Consider the following 19,299-nt stretch of genomic DNA (forward strand, 5'->3'; position numbering starts at 1 on the left):
CACGGGGATTCCAACGGCAACTACCCCACGAGGAGGAGGTCGCGTTGAGGTTCGCGGTCCACCGGCCCGGCAACCCGTGGCCCTTCCCGCGCAGGCACGGCATGCCCTGCCGCGTGTGCGATGTTCCTGGCCGCGTTCACATCGGCGTTGCCGGCGTATCCGCAGGACCGGCACCGGTAACGCGCTTGGCTCTCACGCGCTCGCCGGTCCACGGTGCCACGCGCCGACCGGGTTATGGCACGGATCTTCAAATCCTCGACGCCGATCACGTCGAAGCGCCGGGCCAGGTCCGTGCTGACCTTCTCCACCCAGTCCTTGCGCCGGTCGCTCTCGCGCGCCTTCAGCCGGGCGATGGCCGCCTTGACCCTGCCGCGCCGGTTCGACCCCCGCTCGGCCCGCGCCAGCTTGCGCAGCAACCTGAGCAGGCGAGCCTTCTCCGCATCACCCAGACCGGGGGCCTTCAACTGCTGCCCGGTGGACAGGGCCGCCGACACAGCCACACCCCGGTCCATGCCGACGACTTCGCCCAGGCCCGGCGCCGGGATGGGGTCGGGGATGGCGGCGAACGCGACATGCCAGCGGCCCGCCCGGTCACAGGTGATCCGGTAGGACTTCACCCCCTCGGGAAGGGCGCGGGACCAGCGGAACCGGATCCAGCCCACCTTCGGGACCTTCATCTCGCCCACGTGCCGCGACACGCGGTGCACGTCACCCGCTTTGACGGCGACGATCCGGAATCCTTCACTCTGGCCGCGTTTGCGCCAGGTCGGACGACGGTGGGTTCCGCCGAAGAAATTGCTTATGGCCTGCACGAAGTCCTTCAGGGCCTGCTGCTGGACGATGATCGACCCCGCCCGCAGCCACGCGAATGCCGCCCGCGCCTCGGTCAGCTGGCGGCACTGCTCGGCGAACCCCGGCGCACTCTTACGGCCCGGCTTCCAATGCGCGTGCTGCTCAACCGCGAGATTCCACACAAACCGGGCATGCCTGCAATGCTCCAGCAATGCCTGCTCCTGGGCAGGCGAAGGCTGGAGCCGGTAGCGGGACACGCCGATCAAACTACCGACCGCCACCGACAGAACCAGGAGACAGAAGTGTCCGACCGTTTCAGCTTTCCTCCCCGCCCTGAAGGACGGGGCCTCCAGCCTGTAGATATCCGGTGACCGTACGAGCAGAAGGCACCGCGCTCGCCCGGCTGGCCGGGCTGGTGGGGGACGGCGGGGTGGTCGTGCTCAGCGGGGCGGGCCTGTCCACCGAGTCCGGCATCCCCGACTACCGCGGCCCGACCGGCCGGTCCCGGAACGCCGAGCCGATGACGTACCAGCGGTTCGTCGGCAGCGAGGAGGCGCGCCGCCGCTACTGGGCGCGCAGCCACGTCGGCTGGCGGCAGATCGCCGCCGCCCGCCCCAACGCCGGTCACCGCGCGGTCGCCGACCTGGAGAGGCGCGGCCTCCTGGCAGGCATCGTCACCCAGAACGTCGACGGCCTCCACCAGGCGGCCGGAGCACGCCAAGTGATCGAACTGCACGGCGGCCTGGACCGCGTGGTCTGCCTGTCGTGCCGCGAACGCACCCCGCGCGCCGACCTGGACGCCCGGCTCCGCGCCGCCAACCCCGGCTGGGCCGCCGACGCCGGCCAGATCAACCCCGACGGCGACGCCGTACTCACCGACGACCAGGTGAAGGGCTTCCGCGTCGTCGACTGTCACTCCTGCGGCGGCATCCTCAAACCGGACGTGGTCTTCTTCGGCGAGAACGTCCCCCGCCCCCGAGTAGACCACTGCTTCGCCCTCGTCGGCTCGGCGCGGGCGCTGCTCGTCCTCGGCTCGTCCCTGGCCATCCGCTCCGGCCTCCGCTTCGTCGCCCGCGCCGCGGAACTCGGCCTCCCCATCGCCATCGTCAACCAGGGCCCCACAGGCGGCGACCACCACGCCACCCTCACCCTGGACGCCCCCCTCGGCCCGACCCTCACCGCCCTCACTTCCGTCGGGCCGCGTGACGCTGGTGCGGTGGGGTCTGGGACGCGCGCGGCACAATAGGGGCCATGCCTGCCACCTGTCATTGCGGCTTGCCTGCCGCTTACGCCGACTGCTGCGGACGGTTTCATCGGGGTGATGCCGTCGCCGGGACGGCTGAGCAGTTGATGCGTTCCCGGTTCGCCGCGTTCAAGGTGGGTGATGCCGCTTATCTGTTGCGGACGTGGGATCCGGGGAGCCGGCCGGCGAGCCTTGATCTCGATCGGAAGATGCGGTGGGTGAAGCTGGAGATTCTGGAGACGACCGGGGGCAGCGTCATTCACACCGAGGGGACGGTTCGGTTCCGGGCCCACTACGTCCATCGCGGTGAGCCGGGGCAGATGGAGGAGCGCAGCCGGTTCGTCCGCCACCAGGGCCGCTGGGTCTACGCCGGCGCGCTCTAGGTGGCCGGTGCTGAGCGGGTCATCTCGATCGGACGATCCAGAGTGACCCCCCTCAGGGCCGGCCCGGCGCATTCCAGATGTCGCGCAGGGGGCGCATGCCTTCCTCCACATAGTCGGCGATGGGGCGGTCGCCGTCGTTGAGGTACCACTGCTCGAGTGCGGCGAAGTAGCCGAAGGCGAGGGCGTTCGCGAGCACGCGGGCCTGCGTCTCGCTCATCTTTCCGGTCGCCGCGATCAGCGGTGCGAGCCGTTGACTGGCGCGGTCGAGCGTGGCGCAGACGGCCATGCGCACCGACGGCTCGGCGAAGAAGTAACAGACCCTGCGCCACGGGCTTCTCCCGGTCCGGGAGTCTTCGCCGGCACCGGTTGTGCCCACCGGCTGAGATTCGTACGCGCGGACGGCCTGGAGCAGGCTGCCGACGGGATCAGCGGGGTCCAGGAGGCTTTCGAGCGCTTCCGGGCTCATCTGGTCGAACTCGATGTCGGCGACCACGATGCCTTCCTTCGTACCGAAGATGCGGTACACCGACGACGGCGAGACCTCGGCCGCCGCCGCGATCTCCTCGATCGTGACGGCGCCGAACCCTCTCTCGTCGAACAGGTCGAGGGCGCGTTCCTGGATGGCGCGCATGGCCTTGAGCCGCCAGCGCTCACGAAGTCCGCTCATGCTTCACGGTATCAGAATGTCACTATCTCGTGCATGTCACTGTCTGAAGCAATTGACTGCCCGCTGTGTCGTGCTTAGAGTCACTCGCCAGAGATAGTGACTGTCTCAATTCACCGGAAGGACTCATGGCATGACGACGCCGAAGAAGAGGCCGCCCAACCAGGTCGTGCTGGCGTTGATGTACGCGGGGGCCGCCCTCACCGCGTTCGCCGCCCTTTTCCCGTTCATCGACCGAGCCACCGCCACCGTTCTGGCGGACCACATCAGGGCGGGCTACCCGGCCTACGAGCCAGGGGCGATCGACGCCGCCGTCACCGCGTACCTGATCCTCCTGTCCGTGGTCGGGGCGCTGGGGCTCCTCGGCTGGATCAGCACGATCTGGGCGGCCCGCGCCGGCAAGCGCTGGACTCCCTGGCTGGCGATCGGGCTGCTCGCGACCGCGCTCTGCGTTTCGATCGCCGCACTGACCACCCAGGACACCTCGGGTGATGTCGGGCTGGCTCCGCTGCTGGGCTGGCTACTGGTTCTTCCGTGCGTTCCCGGCCTGGTCGCGGTCACGCTGTGGAGAAGGGCGGGATGACCGAACGCTCCGCGGTGACGGGGGGTATCGGCCGTGCTGCGGCGCGCGGGGCTGCGGCGTTCAAACGGGCGATGTATCGAGGAGGGCGGCCGAACGCGCTCATGCGGCTCATGAACCGGCTCGATGTCCTGATGTATGGGGCACGTCGGCTGTCACCGCGGCATGCCGCCGTCTTGAAGGTGGCGGGGCGCCGCAGCGGGAACATCACGTCGGTTCCGGTCGCGGTCACCCACTACCGCGGCTCCGGGTTCCTTGTCTCGATGCTCGGGCCGGATGCGAGCTGGGTACGGAACGTTCAGGCCGCGGGCGGCAAGGCGACGCTCCGCCGCCAGGGGCGGGATTCTCCGATCATGCTCGAGGAGATCCCGGCCAAGCATCGAGCCGAGATCCTGCGCCGCTATCTTGCCGCCGCGCCCGGTGCGCGGCCTCACCTGGGGCTGGGGCCGGCGGCACCGCTGCCCGAATTCCACCGGATCGCGCCTCGGCACCCCGTGTTCCGCATTCACGAGCGTCCCGTCCACTGATCGAGATGACCCGCTCGACACCGGCCACCTAGGAGGCCCGCCCCCGCCGGGACCGCCGGTTCCGGCGGGTGAGGGCCGGGACCAGGCCCTGGGGGAGGAACAGCACGACCCCGATCAGCACCAGGGCGTAGACCGCGTACGACAGGACGCTGGGCGCGTACGACGGCATGCCCGGCAGTGCGGCCAGCCGGTCGAGGCCCTGCACGAGCAGCGTGATCGCGCCCGCCCCCGCCACCGCGCCCCAGACCGTGCCCAGCCCGCCCACCACCGCCATCACGATGAACTGGATCGAGATCAGCACCGGGAACGACCCCGGCGCCACATAACCGGTGTAGAAGCAGTAGATGCCGCCCGCCAGCCCAGCAAAGGCGGCCGACAGCGCGAACACCACCAGCTTGTAGCGGCCGACGGGGATGCCGGAGGAGGCGGCGGCCGTCTCGCTGGTGGCCAGCGCGCGCAGCGCCCGCCCGGGCCGTGAGGTGATGACGTGGTGGGTGATCAGCATGACGAGCGCCAGCGCCGCCCAGGTCAGCCAGGCGTACGAGGCCGCGCCGTCCATCTCCCATGACCCGATGCCGAACTGCGGGATGCCCTGCAACCCGATGTCGCCCCCGGTGAATTCGAGCTGCCCCGCCAGCGACAGCAGGATGAGCTGCACGGCGAGCGTCGCGAACGCCAGGTGGTGGCCTCGGAGCCGCAGCAGCGGCATCCCGATCACCGCCGCGAAGACGGCGGCCACCAGCGGCGCGGCCACCAGCCCCACCAGCGGCGGGAACCCGTTGAGGGCGAGCAGCGCCGCCGTGTACGCGCCGACGCCGTAGAACGCCCCCTGCCCGAGCGACACCTGCCCGGCGAACCCCATCAGCAGCGACACCCCGACCGTCACAATGGCCGCCAGCCCCAGCAGGACGTAGACGGCCAGCGCGCTGTCGTCGAGCACCAGCGGCAACGCCAGCGCGACGGCCAGCGCCGCAGCCCCGGCGACGAACCGCGCGGTGATCCGGTTCAAACCGCCTCCTCGTGGATCGCCGAGCGGCGGCTGGCCTGGACGATCATGACCACGAGCATGAGCCCGAGCGCCACCTCCAGCTGGTGTGCGCCGTACCCGTACCCGGCGGCCATGGTCTCGGCCACCCCCAGCAGCAGCGCCCCGCCGAGGGCGACCACCGGCCGGGTGAGCGCGCCGAAGACGGCGGCGGCGAAGGCGTTCACGATCAGCGTCACGTCCGTGTCGAACGAGATGGGCCGCAGCGGCGTGATCAGCACCCCGGCGAGCCCGCCGAGCAGCCCGCCCAGCGCGAACGCCAGCAGCCCCATCCGCCGGACGTCGATGCCGACCACCCGGGCCGCGTACGGGTTGGACGCGCAGGCGGTCAGCGCCTTGCCCAGGTAGGTGCGGCCGAAGAAGAGCGCGAGCAGGACGAAGGCGGCGGCGGTGACGGCGATGACGAGCAGGTGCTGGGTCTGGATCCGGGCTCCGGCGATCGTGACCGACCCGGCCAGGCCGGGCGCCGAGCGGGGCTGGTCGCCCCAGAGCACGATCTCGACCGCGTACGCCAGCACCCCCACCCCGAGCGTGATGATCAGGGACGACAGCGGCGTGGTGCCGGGTTTGCCGATCGCGGCGAGCCCGGTGAGCAGCCCGGCCACGCCCGCCAGCAGGACGGCCGTCACCTCGCTGATCCCGTGCGGCAGCCCGAGCCCGAGCAGGGAGGAGGTGCAGAGCCCGGCGACCACGGCGAACGTGCCCTGCGCGAAGTTGACCACCCCGGTCACCCGGTGGATGGCGACCAGCCCGCTGGCGATGAGCGCGATCGCGCATCCGACGGCGAGCCCGTTGAGCAGGTAGGTCAGGAACGCGCTCATGTGATCGCCCCGCCCAGGTAGGCGCTGGCCACCCGCGGGTCGTCGGCCAGCTCGGCGCACGGCCCCTCGGCCCGCACCTGGCCGGATTCGAGCACGTACGCGCGGGTGCACAGCTCGAACGCGAGCCGCGCGTTCTGCTCGATGAGCAGCACCGCGAGGTCCTGTTCGCGGTTGAGCCGGGCCAGATGCCCGGCCAGGTCGGCGGTGATGTTGGGGGCCAGCCCGAGCGACAGCTCGTCCACCACGAGCACCTGCGGCCGGGACATGAGCGCCCGCCCGACGGCCACCATCTGCTGTTCGCCGCCGGACAGCACCCCGGCCCGCCGTCCGGCCAGGCCGGCCAGGCGGGGCAGCAGCTCGTACACGGGGGAGGGGTCGCGCTGCCCGGAGCGCCAGCCGCCCAGCGCCAGGTTGTCCGCGACCGACATATCCGGGAAAAGCTGGCGGCCTTCCGGGACCAGCGCCAGCCGCCCCCCGATCCGCACCGTGCCCGACACCGGGGTGAGCAGCCCGGCCAGCGTGTTGGCCAGCGTGGACTTGCCGGCCCCGTTCGGCCCGAGCAGCGCCACCATCTCGCCCTTGCCCACCGCGAGCGTGACGTGGTCGAGCGCGGTGGCCGTGCCGTACGAGACGACCAGGTCGGCGACGTCGATCATGAGGCCTGCCCGAGGTAGGCGGCGAGCACCAGCGGATCCTCGCGGACCTCGGCCGGCGGCCCCTCGGCGATGACCCGCCCCAGATCCAGCACCACGACCCGGTCGGCGAGCCGGGTCACGAAGCCCACGTCGTGCTCGATGAGCAGGATCGTCAGCCCGCCCGCGCGCAGCTCCTCCACCAGCGCCGCCAGCCGCTCCCGCTCGTGCCCGCGCAGCCCGGACGCGGGCTCGTCGAGCAGCAGCAGCCGGGGCCGCGCGCAGAGGGCGCGGGCGAGCTGAAGCGCCCGCTGCTGGCCGATAGGCAGCCGGTCGGCGGGCCGGTCCGCCCACTCGGCCAGCCCCACCCGTTCCAGCGCCGTGTCGGCCTCGCGGCTGATCTCCCGTTCCTCGCGGTGGTGCCGGGGCAGCCGCAGCGCCGCCGACACGAACCCGGACCGGGTACGGCCGTGCGTGCCGACCATGACGTTCTCCCGGACGGTCATGCCGCGGAACACCCGCGCCCCCTGGAAGACGATCGACATGCCGAGCCGGGCCCGCCGGTGCGGGGCCAGCCGGTCCACCCGCCGCCCCAGGAAGGCGATCTCCCCGTGGTCGGCCGCCAGGTGGCCGGTGACGAGGTTGAACAGGGTGGACTTGCCCGCCCCGTTCGGCCCGATGATGGCGCACACCTCGCCCTCGGCGACCGCCAGCGAGACGTCCCGCACGGCGTAGACGCCGCCGAAGGAGCGCGACACCCCGGTGATCGCCAGCACCCGCTACCCCAGCTCGGCGACGGTCTTGTTCAGCTGTTCCTGCGCCCACTCGGTGGGCACGAACGCGCCATCCCGCACCGTGTTGACCGAGATGAAGTCGGGCGTCAGGCCGGAGTGGTCGGTGGGGGAGTAGCGGAACCGGCCGTTCGGGGTGATCAGGTCCATGGTCTCCAGCGCCTGCTGGACGGCCTCCTTGTCGGTGCTGCCCGCCTTCCTGATCGCCTCGAAGAGCAGCAGGCTGGCGCTGTAGCCGTCCTGGGCGAACTGCGGCGGCAGGTAGCCGTGCTTCTCCAGGTAGGGCTTGGCCATCTGCTCGATGACCTGTTTCTGTTTGCCGTCCGGCAGGTGCTCGCCGATGACGCCGATCGCGCTCTGCACGGTCATGCCCTCGGCGGCCTCGCCCATCGGCTCCAGCCACAGCTTGCTGGCCTGCGACGCGGTGAGGTACAGCGGCGTCTCCAGCCCCGACGCCGCGTACTGCTTGGCCGCCGTCACGCCGGGCGCGCCCGAGCCCCAGAACACCAGCACCTCCGCGTCGGAGTCGCGCACGTGCTGGAAGAGCGGGCTGAAGTCGGAGGTGGTGGTCTCGTACGCCTCGTCCACCGCGACCGTGACCCCGTACTTGGGAGCCAGCTCGATCATGGAGTCGTGCCCGGAGACCGAGTAGGCGCTCTTGGAGTCCCAGGCCACCGCGACCGTCTTGATGCCCTGCGCCTGGATGTACTGCAGGTAGCGCTCGGCGTACATGCTGGACAGCGCGGGGGTGACGAAGATGTACGACTTGATCGGCTCGACCTGCTCCACGGCGGGGGCCAGCGACAGGTAGGGCATCTTCTCGCGCTGCGCGAGCGGTTCGATGGCCAGCGCCGAGTTGGAGAAGACCGGGCCGATGAGCGCGTCGATGTCGCCCTTGATCTGGTTGTAGGCGACGATGCCCTGGTCGGGGGCGGTCTTGTCGTCCCGTACGATCAGCTCGACCTTGCGGCCGAGCAGGCCGCCGTCCGCGTTGACCTGCTCGACGGCGAGTTCGACGGCCTTCTTGTCCTCGCTGCCGAGCGGGGTGTAGTTGCCGGTGAGGGAGACGATGAGGCCCACCCGGATCGGGTCCTGCTCGCCCGAGCCGCCACCGCCGCCGCCGCCCGCGTCGCCGCCGCATGCGGCCAGCGCCACCGTGAGACTTGCCAGGATCGGGAGCAGCTTGCGCATCAGGTCCTCCTGGTGGGCGTGGCCCGAATGTAGGCATGTACATTACGGCTGTCAATAGAGTGCCTAACATTGCGGCGGGGCGGCTGTGGTGGAACGGGGCGGCGGCGTGCGGCCGCAGTCGGTGATGCTCACCTTCCTCGGTGATTACGTGTACGGACGAGGCTTCTGCGTGTTCTCGGGCAGCTTCATCGAGGCGTTCGCCCGGATCGGCATCTCGGAGGAGGCGACCCGTTCCACGCTCACCCGGATGGTCCGGCGCGGCCTGCTGCGCCGCCAGCGCGCCGGGCGGCGCATGTACTTCGGGCTCACCCCGGCCAGCGCCGAGGTGCTCAAGGACGGCGAGCGGCGGATCTGGCACACCGGGGTGGTCAACGACGCCGACGGCGACCGGTGGACGCTGGTCGGCTTCTCGCTGCCGGAGTCGTGGCAGCGGCAGCGGCACGAGCTCCGCTCGCGGCTCGTCTGGGCCGGTTTCGGGCCCTTGCAGAACGGGCTCTGGATCGCTCCAGGAGAGGTGGAAACCGCCGGGCTGATCAAGGACCTGGACGGCGGGGTGAAGGTGTTCGCCGCCGAGCCCCGGCAGCCCACCGACATGCAGGCGCTGGTCGCCGACGCCTACGACCTGGCCGGGCTGGGCCGCCGCTACGAGGAGTTCCTGTGCCGCTGGGACCGGCCCGACCCGGTGCCCGCCGCCCCCGACGACCTGGCCCGCTCGCTGCTGCTGCTCACCGAGTGGCTGGAGATCATCCGGACCGACCCGCGGCTGCCGCTGCGCTACCTGCCGCGCGACTGGCCGGCCGAGCGGGCCCAGCGGGTCTGCCACGCGCTCCACGACCGGTTCAAGCCGGAGGCGACCGCGATCGCCGCCGGGCTCCTCGACACCGTTCCCGATCTATGTTGGGCAGAACCGTGACAGCTGTCGCATAGTGGCCTAACTTGAGGGCGGGAGGAGCGCGATGCGGAATCAGGGGCTCGGCTCATGGCCGGCACGCAGGACCCGGATGACGCCCGACCGGGTGGCTCTTACGTACCGGGAAGGACACCGCACCTACCGCGAGCTGGCCGCCCGCGTCGACCGGCTCGCCTCGGCGCTGCGCCGGCTCGGCGCGCGGCGCGGCGACCGGATCGCCTACCTGGGCCCCAACGACCCCGCGCTGGTCGAGACGTTCTTCGCCGCGGGGGCGCTGGGCGCGGTGTTCGTGCCGCTCAACACCCGCCTGGCCGCGCCCGAGCTGGACTACGTGCTGCGCGACTGCGGCGCGGAGATCCTGCTGCTCGGCGCGGGCCACGACGGTGCCGGCCTGCCCGGGCGGCACGTCACGGCGGCCGAGTACGAGGACCTGGTGGCCTCCGGCGACCCCGGCCCGCTCGACGAACCGGTGGACCGCGACGACCCGTGCCTGATCATGTACACCTCGGGCACCACCGGACGGCCCAAAGGCGCCGTGCTCACCCACGCCAACCTCATCTGGAACACCTTCAACCTGCTCGTGGACGTGCCGTTACGGCACGACGAGGTGACGCTGATCAGCGCGCCGCTCTTCCACATCGCCGCGCTCGCCCAGACCCTCATCCCCAGCGTCCTCAAGGGCGGCCGGGCCATCCTGGAGCCGTCCTTCGACGTCGAGCGGACCTTCGACCTCGTCGAGAGCGAACGCGTCACGGTCATGTTCGGCGTGCCCGCCATGTTCACCTTCCTCGCCCAGTCGCCCCGCTGGCCCGACGCCGACCTCGGCAGCCTGCGCCACCTCCTCTGCGGCGGCGCCCCCGTGCCCGAACCCCTCATCCGCCGCTACCAGGAGCGCGGCCTCACCTTCCTCCAGGGCTACGGCATGACCGAGACCGCCCCCGGCGCGCTCTTCCTCGCCGCCGAGCAGTCCGTCGCCAAGGCCGGCACGGCCGGCGTCCCCTGCTTCTTCTCCGACGTCAAGCTGGTCGCCGCCGACGGCTCACCCGCCGCCCCCGGCCAGCCCGGCGAGGTGTACGTGCAAGGCCCGAACGTCACGCCCGGCTACTGGGGACGCCCCGAGGCGACCGCCGAGGTGCTGTCGGCCGACGGCTGGTTCCGCTCCGGAGACGTCGGCGTCGCCGACGAAGACGGATATATCCGCATCTCCGACCGGATCGGCGACCTGTTCATCTCCGGCGGCGAGAACGTCTACCCGGCCGAGGTGGAGAGCGCGCTCTACAGCCACCCGGCGGTGGGGGAGGTCGCCGTCATCGGCGTCCCCGACGACAAGTGGGGCGAGGTCGGCAAGGCCCTCGTCGTGCTCCGCCCCGGCGCCCGGGCCGAACCCGGCGACCTGATCGCCCACCTGTACGGCCGGCTCGCCCGCTACAAGATCCCGAAGCACGTGGAGTTCGTGCCCGGACTCCCCAGGAACGCGGCGGGCAAGCTGCTCAAGACCCAGATCAGATCCCTGTACGGCGGGACGGCCCGCCGCGCGCACCCATGACAGCGCACATCCATGACAACGAGGAGATGACCCGCATGCGTACCTCACCGCCGTTCCGCGCGGACCACGTCGGCAGCCTGCTGCGGCCCCAGCACCTGCTCCAGGCCCGGCAGACCCTGTCCGGGCAGGAACTGCGCGAGGCCGAGGACGAGGCGATCCGCGAGGTCGTGCGCAGGCAGGAGGAGATCGGCCTGCAGTCGGCCACCGACGGCGAGTTCCGGCGCGCCTCCTGGCACATGGACTTCATCTACCAGCTCGGCGGCATCGGCCAGGCCACCGACGAACAGATCACGGTCCGCTTCCACAACGAGCAGGGCGACATCGAGTTCACCCCCGCCGCGCTGCGCGTACACGACAAGATCCGGCTGGAGCGCCCGATCTTCGCCGACGACTTCGCGTTCCTGCGCGACACCGTCACCAGCGCCGTGCCCAAGCTGACCATCCCGTCGCCCAGCATGGTCCACTACCGTGGCGGCCCCGCCTCCATCGACGCCGGCGTCTACCCCGACGTCGAGGAGTTCTGGGCCGACCTCAGCGCCGCCTACGCCGAACAGGTCCGCCGCATCGGCGAGCTCGGCTGCACCTACCTGCAGTTCGACGACACCAGCCTCGCCTACCTGAACGACCCCGCCCAGCGCGCCGAACTGGCCGAACGCGGCGACGACGCCGACCACATGCACCTGCGCTACATCAAGCAGATCAACGCCGCGCTCGCCGCCAAACCCGAGGGCATGACCGTCACCACCCACATGTGCCGCGGCAACTTCCGCTCCTCCTGGGCCGCCTCCGGCAGCTACGACTTCGTGGCCGAGGCGCTCTTCTCCGAGCTGGCCGTCGACGGGTTCTTCCTGGAGTTCGACGACGAGCGCTCCGGCGGGTTCGAGCCGCTGCGCTTCGTGCCGCCCGGCAAGATGGTGGTCCTCGGGCTCGTCACCACCAAGCGCGGCGAGCTGGAGTCCAAGGACACCCTCAAGCGCCGCATCGACGAGGCCGCCAAGTACGTCGACCTCGACCAGATCTGCCTCTCGCCGCAGTGCGGCTTCTCCTCGACGGTGGAGGGCAACGTGCTCACCGCCGACCAGCAGTTCGCCAAGCTGGCGCTGATCGCGGAGACCGCCCGGGAGGTGTGGGGCTGACGGCCCGGACGCCCCCGTCAGCCCCCACCGCCCTCTACCTTCACCTCCCGCCGTGGGGAGGTAGAGGTAGAGAACGGGCAAGAGACCCTGAGGTCGTACGTCCGAGCCGGGTCACGATGGTGGCCGGGCACGTTCACCTGAGTCGTGACCCGGGGGTGTCAGGGCAGGAGGTCGCGGATGCGGCCGATCACGTCCACGATGACCGTCACCTCGGCGGCCCTGCGGGAGAGCCGCTTCAGGGCGTCGAGGACGCGGTCCCGGTCGGGCTCGGGCTCCGCCAGCTCCCGCCCGATGTCCTGGACGTCCCGGCGGGCCAGGGCAGGCTCCGCCACCTGGGCCTCGTGCTCGTCGATCAGGTCGCCCAGCTGCTGGACCAGCGGCTGGGCGGCCGTCATGACGGCCCTGGCCTGATGGCCGACCGCGATCGGGCCGTTCACGTTGCCGCCGTGGATGTTGACGGTGTTCTGTTCGGACATCTCTCTCCTCAACCCATCGAGGCCGACGAATGGTCGCCGACGGAGACGGGGGCGTTGATGTCGCCGTCGATGTTCAGCTGGTTGCCGAGGATCACGTTCGCCGCCTGCAACCGGTACCCCCTGGTCTCCACGTCCCGCTCCTCCAGGAAGTCCAGCACCGCCTCGGTCAGCCGCTGCTCGATGAGCTTGATGTACTTGGCCGCGTCGAGCCGCTGGATGTGGGTGTCGAGCCGGTCGCTCGCGCCCAGCTCACGCACACTGAGCCGCGCCCCGTACGGATAGACCGCCTCGCCGGACGGGTCCGGCTGGGAGAGCTGCTGACGGACGGTCTGCACGCCCGCCCGCACCAGCCGGACCGGCGCGGCGAGCACGTCGCGCAGCAGGTGGAGCCCCGTCCCGCGGAGCGCCTCCCACGCGATCCGGGACCCGGCCATCGCCGGGAGCCGGTCGACCACGTGGTACTCGGCCTTCACCGGCGGCAGCACCGTGACCACGAACTGCGTGTAGAGCATCCGCCCCTCGACCGCCAGGTGGATGAACGCGGAGGTGAGCGCCTCCTGGTCCTCGGCCGGGGCGATCAGCCGGTTGGCCGTGTCGCGGATCTCCTGGCCCGCGTTCGCGATGGTGACCCGCTGGTAGTGGCGGACGCCGCCCTGCGGGTGGCGGGCGATGGCCTCGATCTCCTCGGGGCGGGTGCGGTGGCGCGGGAGCCCGGCGTGGTCGATCATCGGGTGCGAGGGCTGGCCGCGCTTCCAGTCGGCGACCCGGTAGACGCCCCTGGTCACCACGTGATCGCCGATGTCGAGCCGGTGGATGCTCTCGTTCTGCCGGTTGACCTGGTCGCGCATCTCCAGCAGCCGGGCGCGGACGAACGCGTGCAGCTCCATCGGGTCGATGTCCACGGCCCGCTCCCGGCGGCCCTTGCCCTTGCCCGCCCGGTCCAGCTCGACGGCGATCGACCAGCTCCGCCAGACGTCGCCGGTGCCCATGAACGGGTTCTCGTTCGCGTACATCGTGATGTCGCCCCACTGCGCCCGGCCCACGTAGTCGAGCCGCCGCCCCGTACGAGGGGACGCCGGCCCGGGGGCGGGCGGCGGCGCGCCGGGGCCGAGCTGACCCGCCATCGTCAGGTAGACCCCGATCCGGTAGGCGACCGCGACGGCCAGCGTGGCCAGCGGCACCATGAGCGCCTCCACCAGCGCGCCGGTCAGGGCCCCGCTGAGCGTGGACACCGGCGCGTAGGCCATCGACACGGTGATCGCCGACAGCGCGGTGAGCGGCAACAGGAGGCTGGAGCCGATCCAGATCCACAGCAGCGCCCGCACCAGCACGGACCCGCGCCGCACCGGTTCGGTCGTCATCAGCGCGAACGGGATCAGGAAGCTCAGCCAGGCGACGACGGGCGTAGGCGACACCAGGAAACCCACCACGAGGACGGCGGTGATCAGCGCGTCGCGGACGACGAGCATGGCCCGCGCCCGGCGGCAGTGGTGGGCGATCGGGATGAGGTCGCACCCGCCGTACGAGGGGGCGACCGCGCGGTAGCGGTCGAGCAGGAGCTCGCCCAGGACGCGGTCCCGGAACCACGCGTCGAGATAGGCGGCGGCGCTCAGATATCTCGTCACGTTGCTCATCTGAGGATGATTCATTTCCGCTGGCGCCGTGATGGTGGGGGATCTCTCCGGGTCCATGCGCTTCCTCCTCTGTCGGATCGAGCGTACGACCGGAAAGAAGGTCGGGAGCGCGCCGTTATCGAATATTCTCCATAAAGGGAGAAGCGCTTCGGGGGTTTCTTGTTTCCTTAATTTCATACTTTTTCAGGAGGTGTCCTTTATGGAGGATTTTGCCCCCGAACGCGTATGTCCCCGCTGCTCCTCCCGCGTCCCTGCCACATCCCCCTGCCCCCGCTGCGGCACACCCCCCTCCCGGCCGGCCCCCACCTCCTCGCCTGACGCAGACCCCTCCCGGCGTGAAGGACCGGAGCCCACTTATGCGGACTCCTCCTGGAGTGGAGGGCCGGAGCCCGCCCCGCCTTACGAGGAACCCTCCTGGCGCGGGCAGCCCGACTCCACCCCCTCCTCCTCGTATCGGGACTCCAAGGCCGCTGCCTCTTCCTCGTCTTACGACGACTCCTCGTGGGAGCCGCGGACGGGGTGGGTGCCGGGGCGTCGGCGGCGGATGCCCTTCCTGCTGCCTCTGCTGGTGGTCGTGCTCGGGGGTGCGCTGCTCGCCTGGGTTCTGATGGGCGGGGACACCGGCGGGCCGACTGTCGGGGCGTCCACTCAAGCGTCACCGGCGGATCCTGCGGCCGTGCCACCGGACGCCGCTCCGACGGATGACGCACCGAACGACGTCTTGCCGTCGGACGACGGGACCAGCTCTGATGAGGCCTCCGCAGGCCCGTCGGATCCCGAAGGCGGGTGGCAGGCGTCCGCGATGAACGGGCTGCTCTCCGACAGCCGCAGGTCCAGGAGCGGCATTCAGCAAGCCGTGGACGCGGCTGTCCGGTGCGACGCCTCCGCCGTACAGGAGCTGAAGAAGATCACCGACGCCCGCGCCGCCCAACTCGCCGAAGCCGGGGAACTGACGGTGGACGCGCTGCCCGGCGGACAGGAGCTCAAGGACACCCTGATCGAGGCACTGGACGCCGCCCGCGACGCCGACGCCGGCTTTCTGGCCTGGGCACGCCGCCACCGGGACCAAGGCTGTACGGGCAGTCCCACGGACGACCCCGGGTACAGGCGGGGCATGAGCCGCTCAGTCGACGCCCAGGCGGCCAAGGAACGCTTCGTGGAGCTGTGGCGGCCCGTCGCCGACTCCTTCGACCTCCCGTACTGGGAAGCGAACGACATCTGACCCGTACGGCGGCACCTCCCGCGCGAGGTCTCGCCCCCACGGATTCGCAGCACGCGAAGTTGCCACCACGGCCCCGCAGAAGGCGAGGTTGCCACCACGGACCCCCAGGACGCGGGGTTGTCACCCGCGAACCATGGCACGCGGGCTTGTCGCCCGCGAACCATGGCACGAGGGGTTATCGCCGCGAACCCACGGCACGGGGGTTCCCTGCATCGGTCCGCCGCCCTCCGCTGTCAGCAGGCAGGAGGCGCCCCCGGCGCGGGCCGCGTCAGGAACAGATGCGGACGTCCTGGCGGTCGAGCACGACCACCACCAGAGGGCGGCCCTCGTCCCCGCAGGACTCCGCGCCGGTGGACGGACCCGCGAAGGGCCGGGCGTTGATCAGCCGCGGGCATCCCGGGTGCCGCTCGCACGACGGGCGGGAGACGGGCATTCCGAGCGCGGTCATCAGGGCGTGGGCGCCGGTGGTGGTGAGGCTGACCGGAGGTCCTGCCAAGGCCTCCGGGCGGACGGTCTTACGGGAGCGGGGCGGTGGCGGCTCCCCGCGCACCCGCAGGATTCCGAGGGTGCTCAGGACCAGGAAGAGACCGGCGATCACACCGGAGACCTCGTCGGCCGCGTTCGTCCCGTCCACGATGAAGGTGAAAACCAGATACACCAGCCCGATCGCGGCAAGGATGGTGGTAATTGTCTTTTTCGCTCTATTCTTCTGGCTCTTCGACATGGAGGTACGACTCGGCTTTCCCGTAAGCGGTGCATTCACCGGGATCTGACGCAGGTCGGCCGAGATTCGCCGATGTCAGCCCGTCACGATTCCGCAACGTTGAAACTTGTACGAGCTGAGCCGGGCGACATTTCCATAAATGTCAGAGAACAGTGCACGAAAGGGATGGCGCGCTGTTCGTACCGTCCCACGACGCCAGGAATCCGAAAGCGGTGGACCCGCCGGGCGTGAGGAGCGCGTTCCACCCGACATGCGTCACCGTCACGTCGGCCCCGTCGGCGGTCAGCGTCCCGTTCCAGATCTGGCTGATCCGCTGCCCGTCGGCGAACGTCCACGACACCCGCCACCCGCTGATCGCGGCGGCGCCGGTGTTGGTGACCGTCACCTCGCCCTGGAACCCGCCTTGCCACTGGCCCGCGTTCCGGTACTCGGCGGTGCACCCACCGGTCGGCGTCACCGTCGGCGTCACTGTGGGAGTGACGGTGGGAGTGACGGTCGGCTGCGGACCCGACAGAACGTCCACCAGCGCCGGATACCACCGATCGGCGATCTTCTGGTCACCCGACGCGTTCGGATGCACCCCGTCGTAGGTGTCGGCCCCGGTGCTGAACCCCGTCCACTGGTCGACCACCACCACCGGCGACTGCGCGGTGGAGATGCCCGCCGCCCACCCCGGGATCGCGTCGTTCAGCGCCACCACCCGCTGGGCGCACTCCCCGCAGGTGGCCGGCGCCATCGGGATGATCTGCGCGACCAGGATCCGCATCGCCGGGTTGCTCGCCCGCATCTGTCCCACCAGCGTCGTGTACGCGTCGAGGATCGCGGTGGTCGGGACGTTGCTCCACACGTCGTTGGTGCCGAAGTGCATGAGCACGACGTCCGGGCTGGTCGCCGCCAGCCAGCCGGGAAGCTGGTTCTGCCGGGCCACGTTGGTGACGAGCGCGCCGCCGTGCCCCTCATTGTCCCCGTCGTACGCGACCGAGCAGCCCTGCGGCGGCAGCGTGCCCACGAAGTCGACATCCCGATAGCCGGCGTCCTGCAACTGATTCCAGAGCAGCGCCCGCCAGCACCCCGGAGACCCGGTGATCGAGTCACCCAGCGGCATGACCCGGGTGGCGGCGGCGCCCGCCGCGATCCCGTTCGCGGCCACCAGCATCCCCGCCACCAGCGCCAGCACCGCCACCAGGATGACCCGCACCCGCACCATCGCCCGCTCCCGTCGTTCGCCTGCGCCGATCGTAAGAAGCACCCCCGCCCCCGCAAAGCCACCCAGCCCCCGCCAAGCACGTGACCTGCGGAGACGACCCCAGAACCCCTGCAACTTTCACCCGGCTCCCACGTAGGTGGCCTCCTCCAGCAGCCGCGGCGTCATCGCGATCCCGGTGAGGCGCCCGGCGAAGAGGAACGCCGGCCCTTCGTGAGGGGCGGGAATCGGGTAGACGGGGGAGTCGATCCGCTTCATGATCTCCGCGAGCTCGTCCGGCATCTCGTCCGAAGAGCTCGCGTCGTACGAGAGGTGCGCGTGAGCGCGGGCGCAGGCGGGGCAGGGGTGTTGGATGAAGAAGACACTTCTCGCCACGGCGCTCGGGACCGCCGCGGCCGCCGCCGTGGGTGGGATCGCCACCCGGGCGGGCATGCCGTGGTTCCAGAAGCTCGACAAGCCCTCCTGGCAGCCGCCCCCGGTCACCTTCCCGCTGGTGTGGAACCCGCTGTACGCGCTCATCGCCTACGGCGGGGCCCGCGCACTGGACCGGGCGGGTGGCGAACGTGCCGCGCTCGGCCGTACGTTCGCCGCGAACCTGGCGCTGAACGCCGCCTGGCCCGCGCTGTTCTTCCGCGCCCGGCGCCCCCGCCTGGCGCTCGCCGAGCTCGTCGCGCTCAACGCCGCGAACGTGCTGCTCGTCCGCAAGGCCCTGCGCGCCGACCGCGCCGCGGGGCTGCTCCTCGTCCCGTACGCGTCGTGGACGGTCTTCGCTACGGCGCTTAACGCGGCGATTGTACGGAAGAACCCCGAGTAAAGGTCGCGGGATCAGAACATTAAGTACGCAATCCCTCACCAAGGGTAGTGATCACCTCGAACGAGCAGATCACTGCCCTCAGGGGGATGCATGTACAAGCACGCCATAACCGCACTGGCCACCGCGGCCACCAGCGTGATGCTGGTCGCGAGCCCCGCGACGGCCGAGGAGACCCGGCCCGCGACGGCCGCAGAGGCCCACGCGTGCGTGCCCGCGGCCGTCGCCCCGCAGTCGACCTCCGACGTCGTCGACGCCTTCAGCGACGAGGTCGAGCGGCTCGTCGAGCGGCTGGTCCAGGTGCTCACGGCGGGCCCGGCGGCGTCCTGGAACCAGCCGGCCACGCCGATGCTGGACCAGGCGGGAGCCCGGGCGCTGCTCGGCGAGTTCGGCTGCGCGTCGGTCGGCAGCGTCCCGACCGCGGGCGTCGCGGCCACGACCGGGACGCAGCCGGCGGCGACGCCCGAGGCGCAGCCGGCGGCGACGGACGACAAGGACAACTGCCTCAGCTACAAGGTCGGCCCCGGCTGGGCGCCGAACTGGCCGATGCTGGACGCACTGGGCATCCGGGAGCTCATCCTGCAGTCGTCGGGCGTAGCCACCCTCTGCGTCGTCGAGTCGGACGACGAGACCACGCCGGAACAGACCCCCAGCACCACGGCCGTCCATCCGCAGCCGCAGACCCAGACCCAGCAGCAGCCGTCCCAGCCGCAGCCCTTGTCGCAGACGCAGGTCCAGCAGCCGAGCGCGCCCGGGTCCCAGGTGGCCCAGCAGCCGGTCCAGACGGCGCCGCGGATCCGGAACGAGACGCGGGTCACGCAGGTGAGGACGGAGTCCAACCGGGCGAAGTCGAACGTCAACGTCTCCGTCCAGGGCACCCCGCTGATCGGGCTGGGGTCCGGCGAGGGATCGCTGCTCGACAGAGTCGGCGTCACGGCGCAGCTGCGCCTGCTGGCCGGTATCTAAC

Annotated in this window: 22 protein-coding genes; 10 read left to right on the top strand and 12 right to left on the bottom strand. The window is 71.0% G+C overall.

The window, feature by feature from the left end; translation table 11 throughout:
- Positions 1-20 precede the first annotated feature (20 nt).
- Positions 21-1,049, bottom strand: a complete 1,029-nt coding sequence (locus AB0J42_RS08475; RefSeq protein ID WP_364290346.1) for a transposase — start codon at positions 1,047-1,049, stop codon at positions 21-23.
- 110 nt (positions 1,050-1,159) lie between these two features.
- Between AB0J42_RS08475 and AB0J42_RS08480 the strand changes: the two genes are divergently transcribed.
- Positions 1,160-2,038: an NAD-dependent protein deacetylase gene (locus tag AB0J42_RS08480; protein ID WP_364290348.1), complete on the top strand. Its 879-nt coding sequence runs from the start codon at positions 1,160-1,162 to the stop codon at positions 2,036-2,038.
- Positions 2,039-2,043: 5 nt separating this feature from the next.
- On the top strand, positions 2,044-2,418 hold the full coding sequence (locus AB0J42_RS08485; protein WP_364290349.1) for a YchJ family metal-binding protein: 375 nt from the start codon (positions 2,044-2,046) through the stop codon (positions 2,416-2,418).
- Between the two features lie 52 nt (positions 2,419-2,470).
- On the opposite strand, the gene AB0J42_RS08490 is transcribed toward AB0J42_RS08485, so the two are convergent.
- Complete coding sequence (locus AB0J42_RS08490) at positions 2,471-3,085, bottom strand: helix-turn-helix domain-containing protein (RefSeq protein WP_364290351.1); 615 nt, start codon at positions 3,083-3,085, stop codon at positions 2,471-2,473.
- 130 nt (positions 3,086-3,215) lie between these two features.
- Here AB0J42_RS08490 and AB0J42_RS08495 point away from each other — a divergent pair, with 130 nt between their 5' ends.
- Together AB0J42_RS08495 and AB0J42_RS08500 are read left to right on the top strand one after the other, a co-directional pair.
- Positions 3,216-3,665 (top strand): hypothetical protein, encoded by a 450-nt coding sequence (locus AB0J42_RS08495; protein ID WP_364290353.1) that lies wholly within the window; start codon positions 3,216-3,218, stop codon positions 3,663-3,665.
- On the top strand, positions 3,662-4,189 hold the full coding sequence (locus tag AB0J42_RS08500; RefSeq protein WP_364290355.1) for a nitroreductase/quinone reductase family protein: 528 nt from the start codon (positions 3,662-3,664) through the stop codon (positions 4,187-4,189). Before AB0J42_RS08495 ends, AB0J42_RS08500 begins: the two co-directional genes overlap by 4 nt.
- 28 nt (positions 4,190-4,217) lie before the next feature.
- Here AB0J42_RS08500 and AB0J42_RS08505 read toward each other — a convergent pair whose 3' ends face one another.
- Genes AB0J42_RS08505 through AB0J42_RS08525 form a run of 5 tightly spaced genes read right to left on the bottom strand, consistent with a single transcriptional unit; the run spans position 4,218 to position 8,669 of the window.
- Positions 4,218-5,198, bottom strand: a complete 981-nt coding sequence (locus AB0J42_RS08505; protein WP_364290357.1) for a branched-chain amino acid ABC transporter permease — start codon at positions 5,196-5,198, stop codon at positions 4,218-4,220.
- Positions 5,195-6,055: a branched-chain amino acid ABC transporter permease gene (locus tag AB0J42_RS08510; protein ID WP_364290359.1), complete on the bottom strand. Its 861-nt coding sequence runs from the start codon at positions 6,053-6,055 to the stop codon at positions 5,195-5,197. The genes AB0J42_RS08505 and AB0J42_RS08510 overlap by 4 nt, the downstream gene beginning before the upstream one ends.
- Positions 6,052-6,711, bottom strand: a complete 660-nt coding sequence (locus AB0J42_RS08515) for an ABC transporter ATP-binding protein (RefSeq protein ID WP_364290361.1) — start codon at positions 6,709-6,711, stop codon at positions 6,052-6,054. The genes AB0J42_RS08510 and AB0J42_RS08515 overlap by 4 nt, the downstream gene beginning before the upstream one ends.
- A complete protein-coding gene (locus AB0J42_RS08520) occupies positions 6,708-7,463 on the bottom strand; it encodes an ABC transporter ATP-binding protein (RefSeq protein ID WP_364290363.1) in 756 nt (251 codons plus the stop codon). Before AB0J42_RS08520 ends, AB0J42_RS08515 begins: the two co-directional genes overlap by 4 nt.
- Positions 7,464-7,466: 3 nt before the next feature.
- The gene (locus AB0J42_RS08525) at positions 7,467-8,669 is read right to left on the bottom strand and encodes an ABC transporter substrate-binding protein (protein WP_364290365.1); all 1,203 of its coding nucleotides are present in this window, start codon (positions 8,667-8,669) and stop codon (positions 7,467-7,469) included.
- A gap of 85 nt (positions 8,670-8,754) precedes the next feature.
- Here AB0J42_RS08525 and AB0J42_RS08530 point away from each other — a divergent pair, with 85 nt between their 5' ends.
- The 3 genes from AB0J42_RS08530 to AB0J42_RS08540 are packed head-to-tail and all read left to right on the top strand — an operon-like array spanning position 8,755 to position 12,261.
- Positions 8,755-9,582 (top strand): PaaX family transcriptional regulator C-terminal domain-containing protein, encoded by an 828-nt coding sequence (locus tag AB0J42_RS08530; protein ID WP_364290367.1) that lies wholly within the window; start codon positions 8,755-8,757, stop codon positions 9,580-9,582.
- Positions 9,583-9,625: 43 nt separating this feature from the next.
- Complete coding sequence (locus AB0J42_RS08535) at positions 9,626-11,125, top strand: long-chain fatty acid--CoA ligase (protein ID WP_364290369.1); 1,500 nt, start codon at positions 9,626-9,628, stop codon at positions 11,123-11,125.
- Positions 11,126-11,160: 35 nt separating this feature from the next.
- A complete protein-coding gene (locus AB0J42_RS08540; RefSeq protein ID WP_364290371.1) occupies positions 11,161-12,261 on the top strand; it encodes a 5-methyltetrahydropteroyltriglutamate--homocysteine S-methyltransferase in 1,101 nt (366 codons plus the stop codon).
- Positions 12,262-12,419: 158 nt separating this feature from the next.
- Here the strand turns inward: AB0J42_RS08540 and AB0J42_RS08545 are convergent, their stop codons facing one another.
- Complete coding sequence (locus AB0J42_RS08545) at positions 12,420-12,737, bottom strand: hypothetical protein (protein ID WP_364290373.1); 318 nt, start codon at positions 12,735-12,737, stop codon at positions 12,420-12,422.
- Between the two features lie 8 nt (positions 12,738-12,745).
- On the bottom strand, positions 12,746-14,371 hold the full coding sequence (locus tag AB0J42_RS08550; RefSeq protein WP_364290375.1) for a hypothetical protein: 1,626 nt from the start codon (positions 14,369-14,371) through the stop codon (positions 12,746-12,748).
- Between the two features lie 802 nt (positions 14,372-15,173).
- Here AB0J42_RS08550 and AB0J42_RS08555 point away from each other — a divergent pair.
- Positions 15,174-15,593, top strand: a complete 420-nt coding sequence (locus AB0J42_RS08555; protein ID WP_364290377.1) for a hypothetical protein — start codon at positions 15,174-15,176, stop codon at positions 15,591-15,593.
- A gap of 268 nt (positions 15,594-15,861) precedes the next feature.
- Here the strand turns inward: AB0J42_RS08555 and AB0J42_RS08560 are convergent, their stop codons facing one another.
- From AB0J42_RS08560 to AB0J42_RS08570, 3 genes are all read right to left on the bottom strand, one after another.
- Positions 15,862-16,251, bottom strand: a complete 390-nt coding sequence (locus AB0J42_RS08560; protein WP_364290379.1) for a hypothetical protein — start codon at positions 16,249-16,251, stop codon at positions 15,862-15,864.
- A 208-nt stretch (positions 16,252-16,459) separates the two neighbouring features.
- Positions 16,460-17,524, bottom strand: coding sequence for a cellulose binding domain-containing protein (locus AB0J42_RS08565; RefSeq protein WP_364290381.1), 1,065 nt, complete (start codon positions 17,522-17,524; stop codon positions 16,460-16,462).
- Between the two features lie 117 nt (positions 17,525-17,641).
- Positions 17,642-17,803 carry a hypothetical protein gene (locus AB0J42_RS08570; protein WP_364290383.1) on the bottom strand — a complete coding sequence of 54 codons (162 nt, stop codon included), beginning with the start codon at positions 17,801-17,803 and terminating at the stop codon, positions 17,642-17,644.
- A gap of 70 nt (positions 17,804-17,873) precedes the next feature.
- Between AB0J42_RS08570 and AB0J42_RS08575 the strand changes: the two genes are divergently transcribed.
- Positions 17,874-18,335, top strand: coding sequence for a TspO/MBR family protein (locus tag AB0J42_RS08575; protein ID WP_364290385.1), 462 nt, complete (start codon positions 17,874-17,876; stop codon positions 18,333-18,335).
- A gap of 90 nt (positions 18,336-18,425) precedes the next feature.
- Positions 18,426-19,298 (top strand): hypothetical protein, encoded by an 873-nt coding sequence (locus AB0J42_RS08580; RefSeq protein WP_364290387.1) that lies wholly within the window; start codon positions 18,426-18,428, stop codon positions 19,296-19,298.
- The last annotated feature ends 1 nt before the right edge of the window (position 19,299 follow it).

Source organism: Nonomuraea sp. NPDC049649 (assembly GCF_040675175.1).
GTDB lineage: Bacteria > Actinomycetota > Actinomycetes > Streptosporangiales > Streptosporangiaceae > Nonomuraea.

Bases quoted from the DNA above. Each gene is read 5' to 3' on its own strand.
- AB0J42_RS08570 (WP_364290383.1), bottom strand. From the start codon at position 17,803: ATGCCGGACGAGCTCGCGGAGATCATGAAGCGGATCGACTCCCCCGTC.
- AB0J42_RS08490 (WP_364290351.1), bottom strand. From the start codon at position 3,085: ATGAGCGGACTTCGTGAGCGCTGGCGGCTCAAGGCCATGCGCGCCATC.
- AB0J42_RS08540 (WP_364290371.1), top strand. From the start codon at position 11,161: ATGCGTACCTCACCGCCGTTCCGCGCGGACCACGTCGGCAGCCTGCTG.
- AB0J42_RS08580 (WP_364290387.1), top strand. From the start codon at position 18,426: ATGTACAAGCACGCCATAACCGCACTGGCCACCGCGGCCACCAGCGTG.
- AB0J42_RS08535 (WP_364290369.1), top strand. From the start codon at position 9,626: ATGCGGAATCAGGGGCTCGGCTCATGGCCGGCACGCAGGACCCGGATG.
- AB0J42_RS08495 (WP_364290353.1), top strand. From the start codon at position 3,216: ATGACGACGCCGAAGAAGAGGCCGCCCAACCAGGTCGTGCTGGCGTTG.
- AB0J42_RS08550 (WP_364290375.1), bottom strand. From the start codon at position 14,371: ATGAGCAACGTGACGAGATATCTGAGCGCCGCCGCCTATCTCGACGCG.
- AB0J42_RS08575 (WP_364290385.1), top strand. From the start codon at position 17,874: ATGAAGAAGACACTTCTCGCCACGGCGCTCGGGACCGCCGCGGCCGCC.
- AB0J42_RS08565 (WP_364290381.1), bottom strand. From the start codon at position 17,524: ATGGTGCGGGTGCGGGTCATCCTGGTGGCGGTGCTGGCGCTGGTGGCG.
- AB0J42_RS08485 (WP_364290349.1), top strand. From the start codon at position 2,044: ATGCCTGCCACCTGTCATTGCGGCTTGCCTGCCGCTTACGCCGACTGC.
- AB0J42_RS08545 (WP_364290373.1), bottom strand. From the start codon at position 12,737: ATGTCCGAACAGAACACCGTCAACATCCACGGCGGCAACGTGAACGGC.
- AB0J42_RS08515 (WP_364290361.1), bottom strand. From the start codon at position 6,711: ATGATCGACGTCGCCGACCTGGTCGTCTCGTACGGCACGGCCACCGCG.
- AB0J42_RS08525 (WP_364290365.1), bottom strand. From the start codon at position 8,669: ATGCGCAAGCTGCTCCCGATCCTGGCAAGTCTCACGGTGGCGCTGGCC.
- AB0J42_RS08500 (WP_364290355.1), top strand. From the start codon at position 3,662: ATGACCGAACGCTCCGCGGTGACGGGGGGTATCGGCCGTGCTGCGGCG.
- AB0J42_RS08555 (WP_364290377.1), top strand. From the start codon at position 15,174: ATGAACGGGCTGCTCTCCGACAGCCGCAGGTCCAGGAGCGGCATTCAG.
- AB0J42_RS08510 (WP_364290359.1), bottom strand. From the start codon at position 6,055: ATGAGCGCGTTCCTGACCTACCTGCTCAACGGGCTCGCCGTCGGATGC.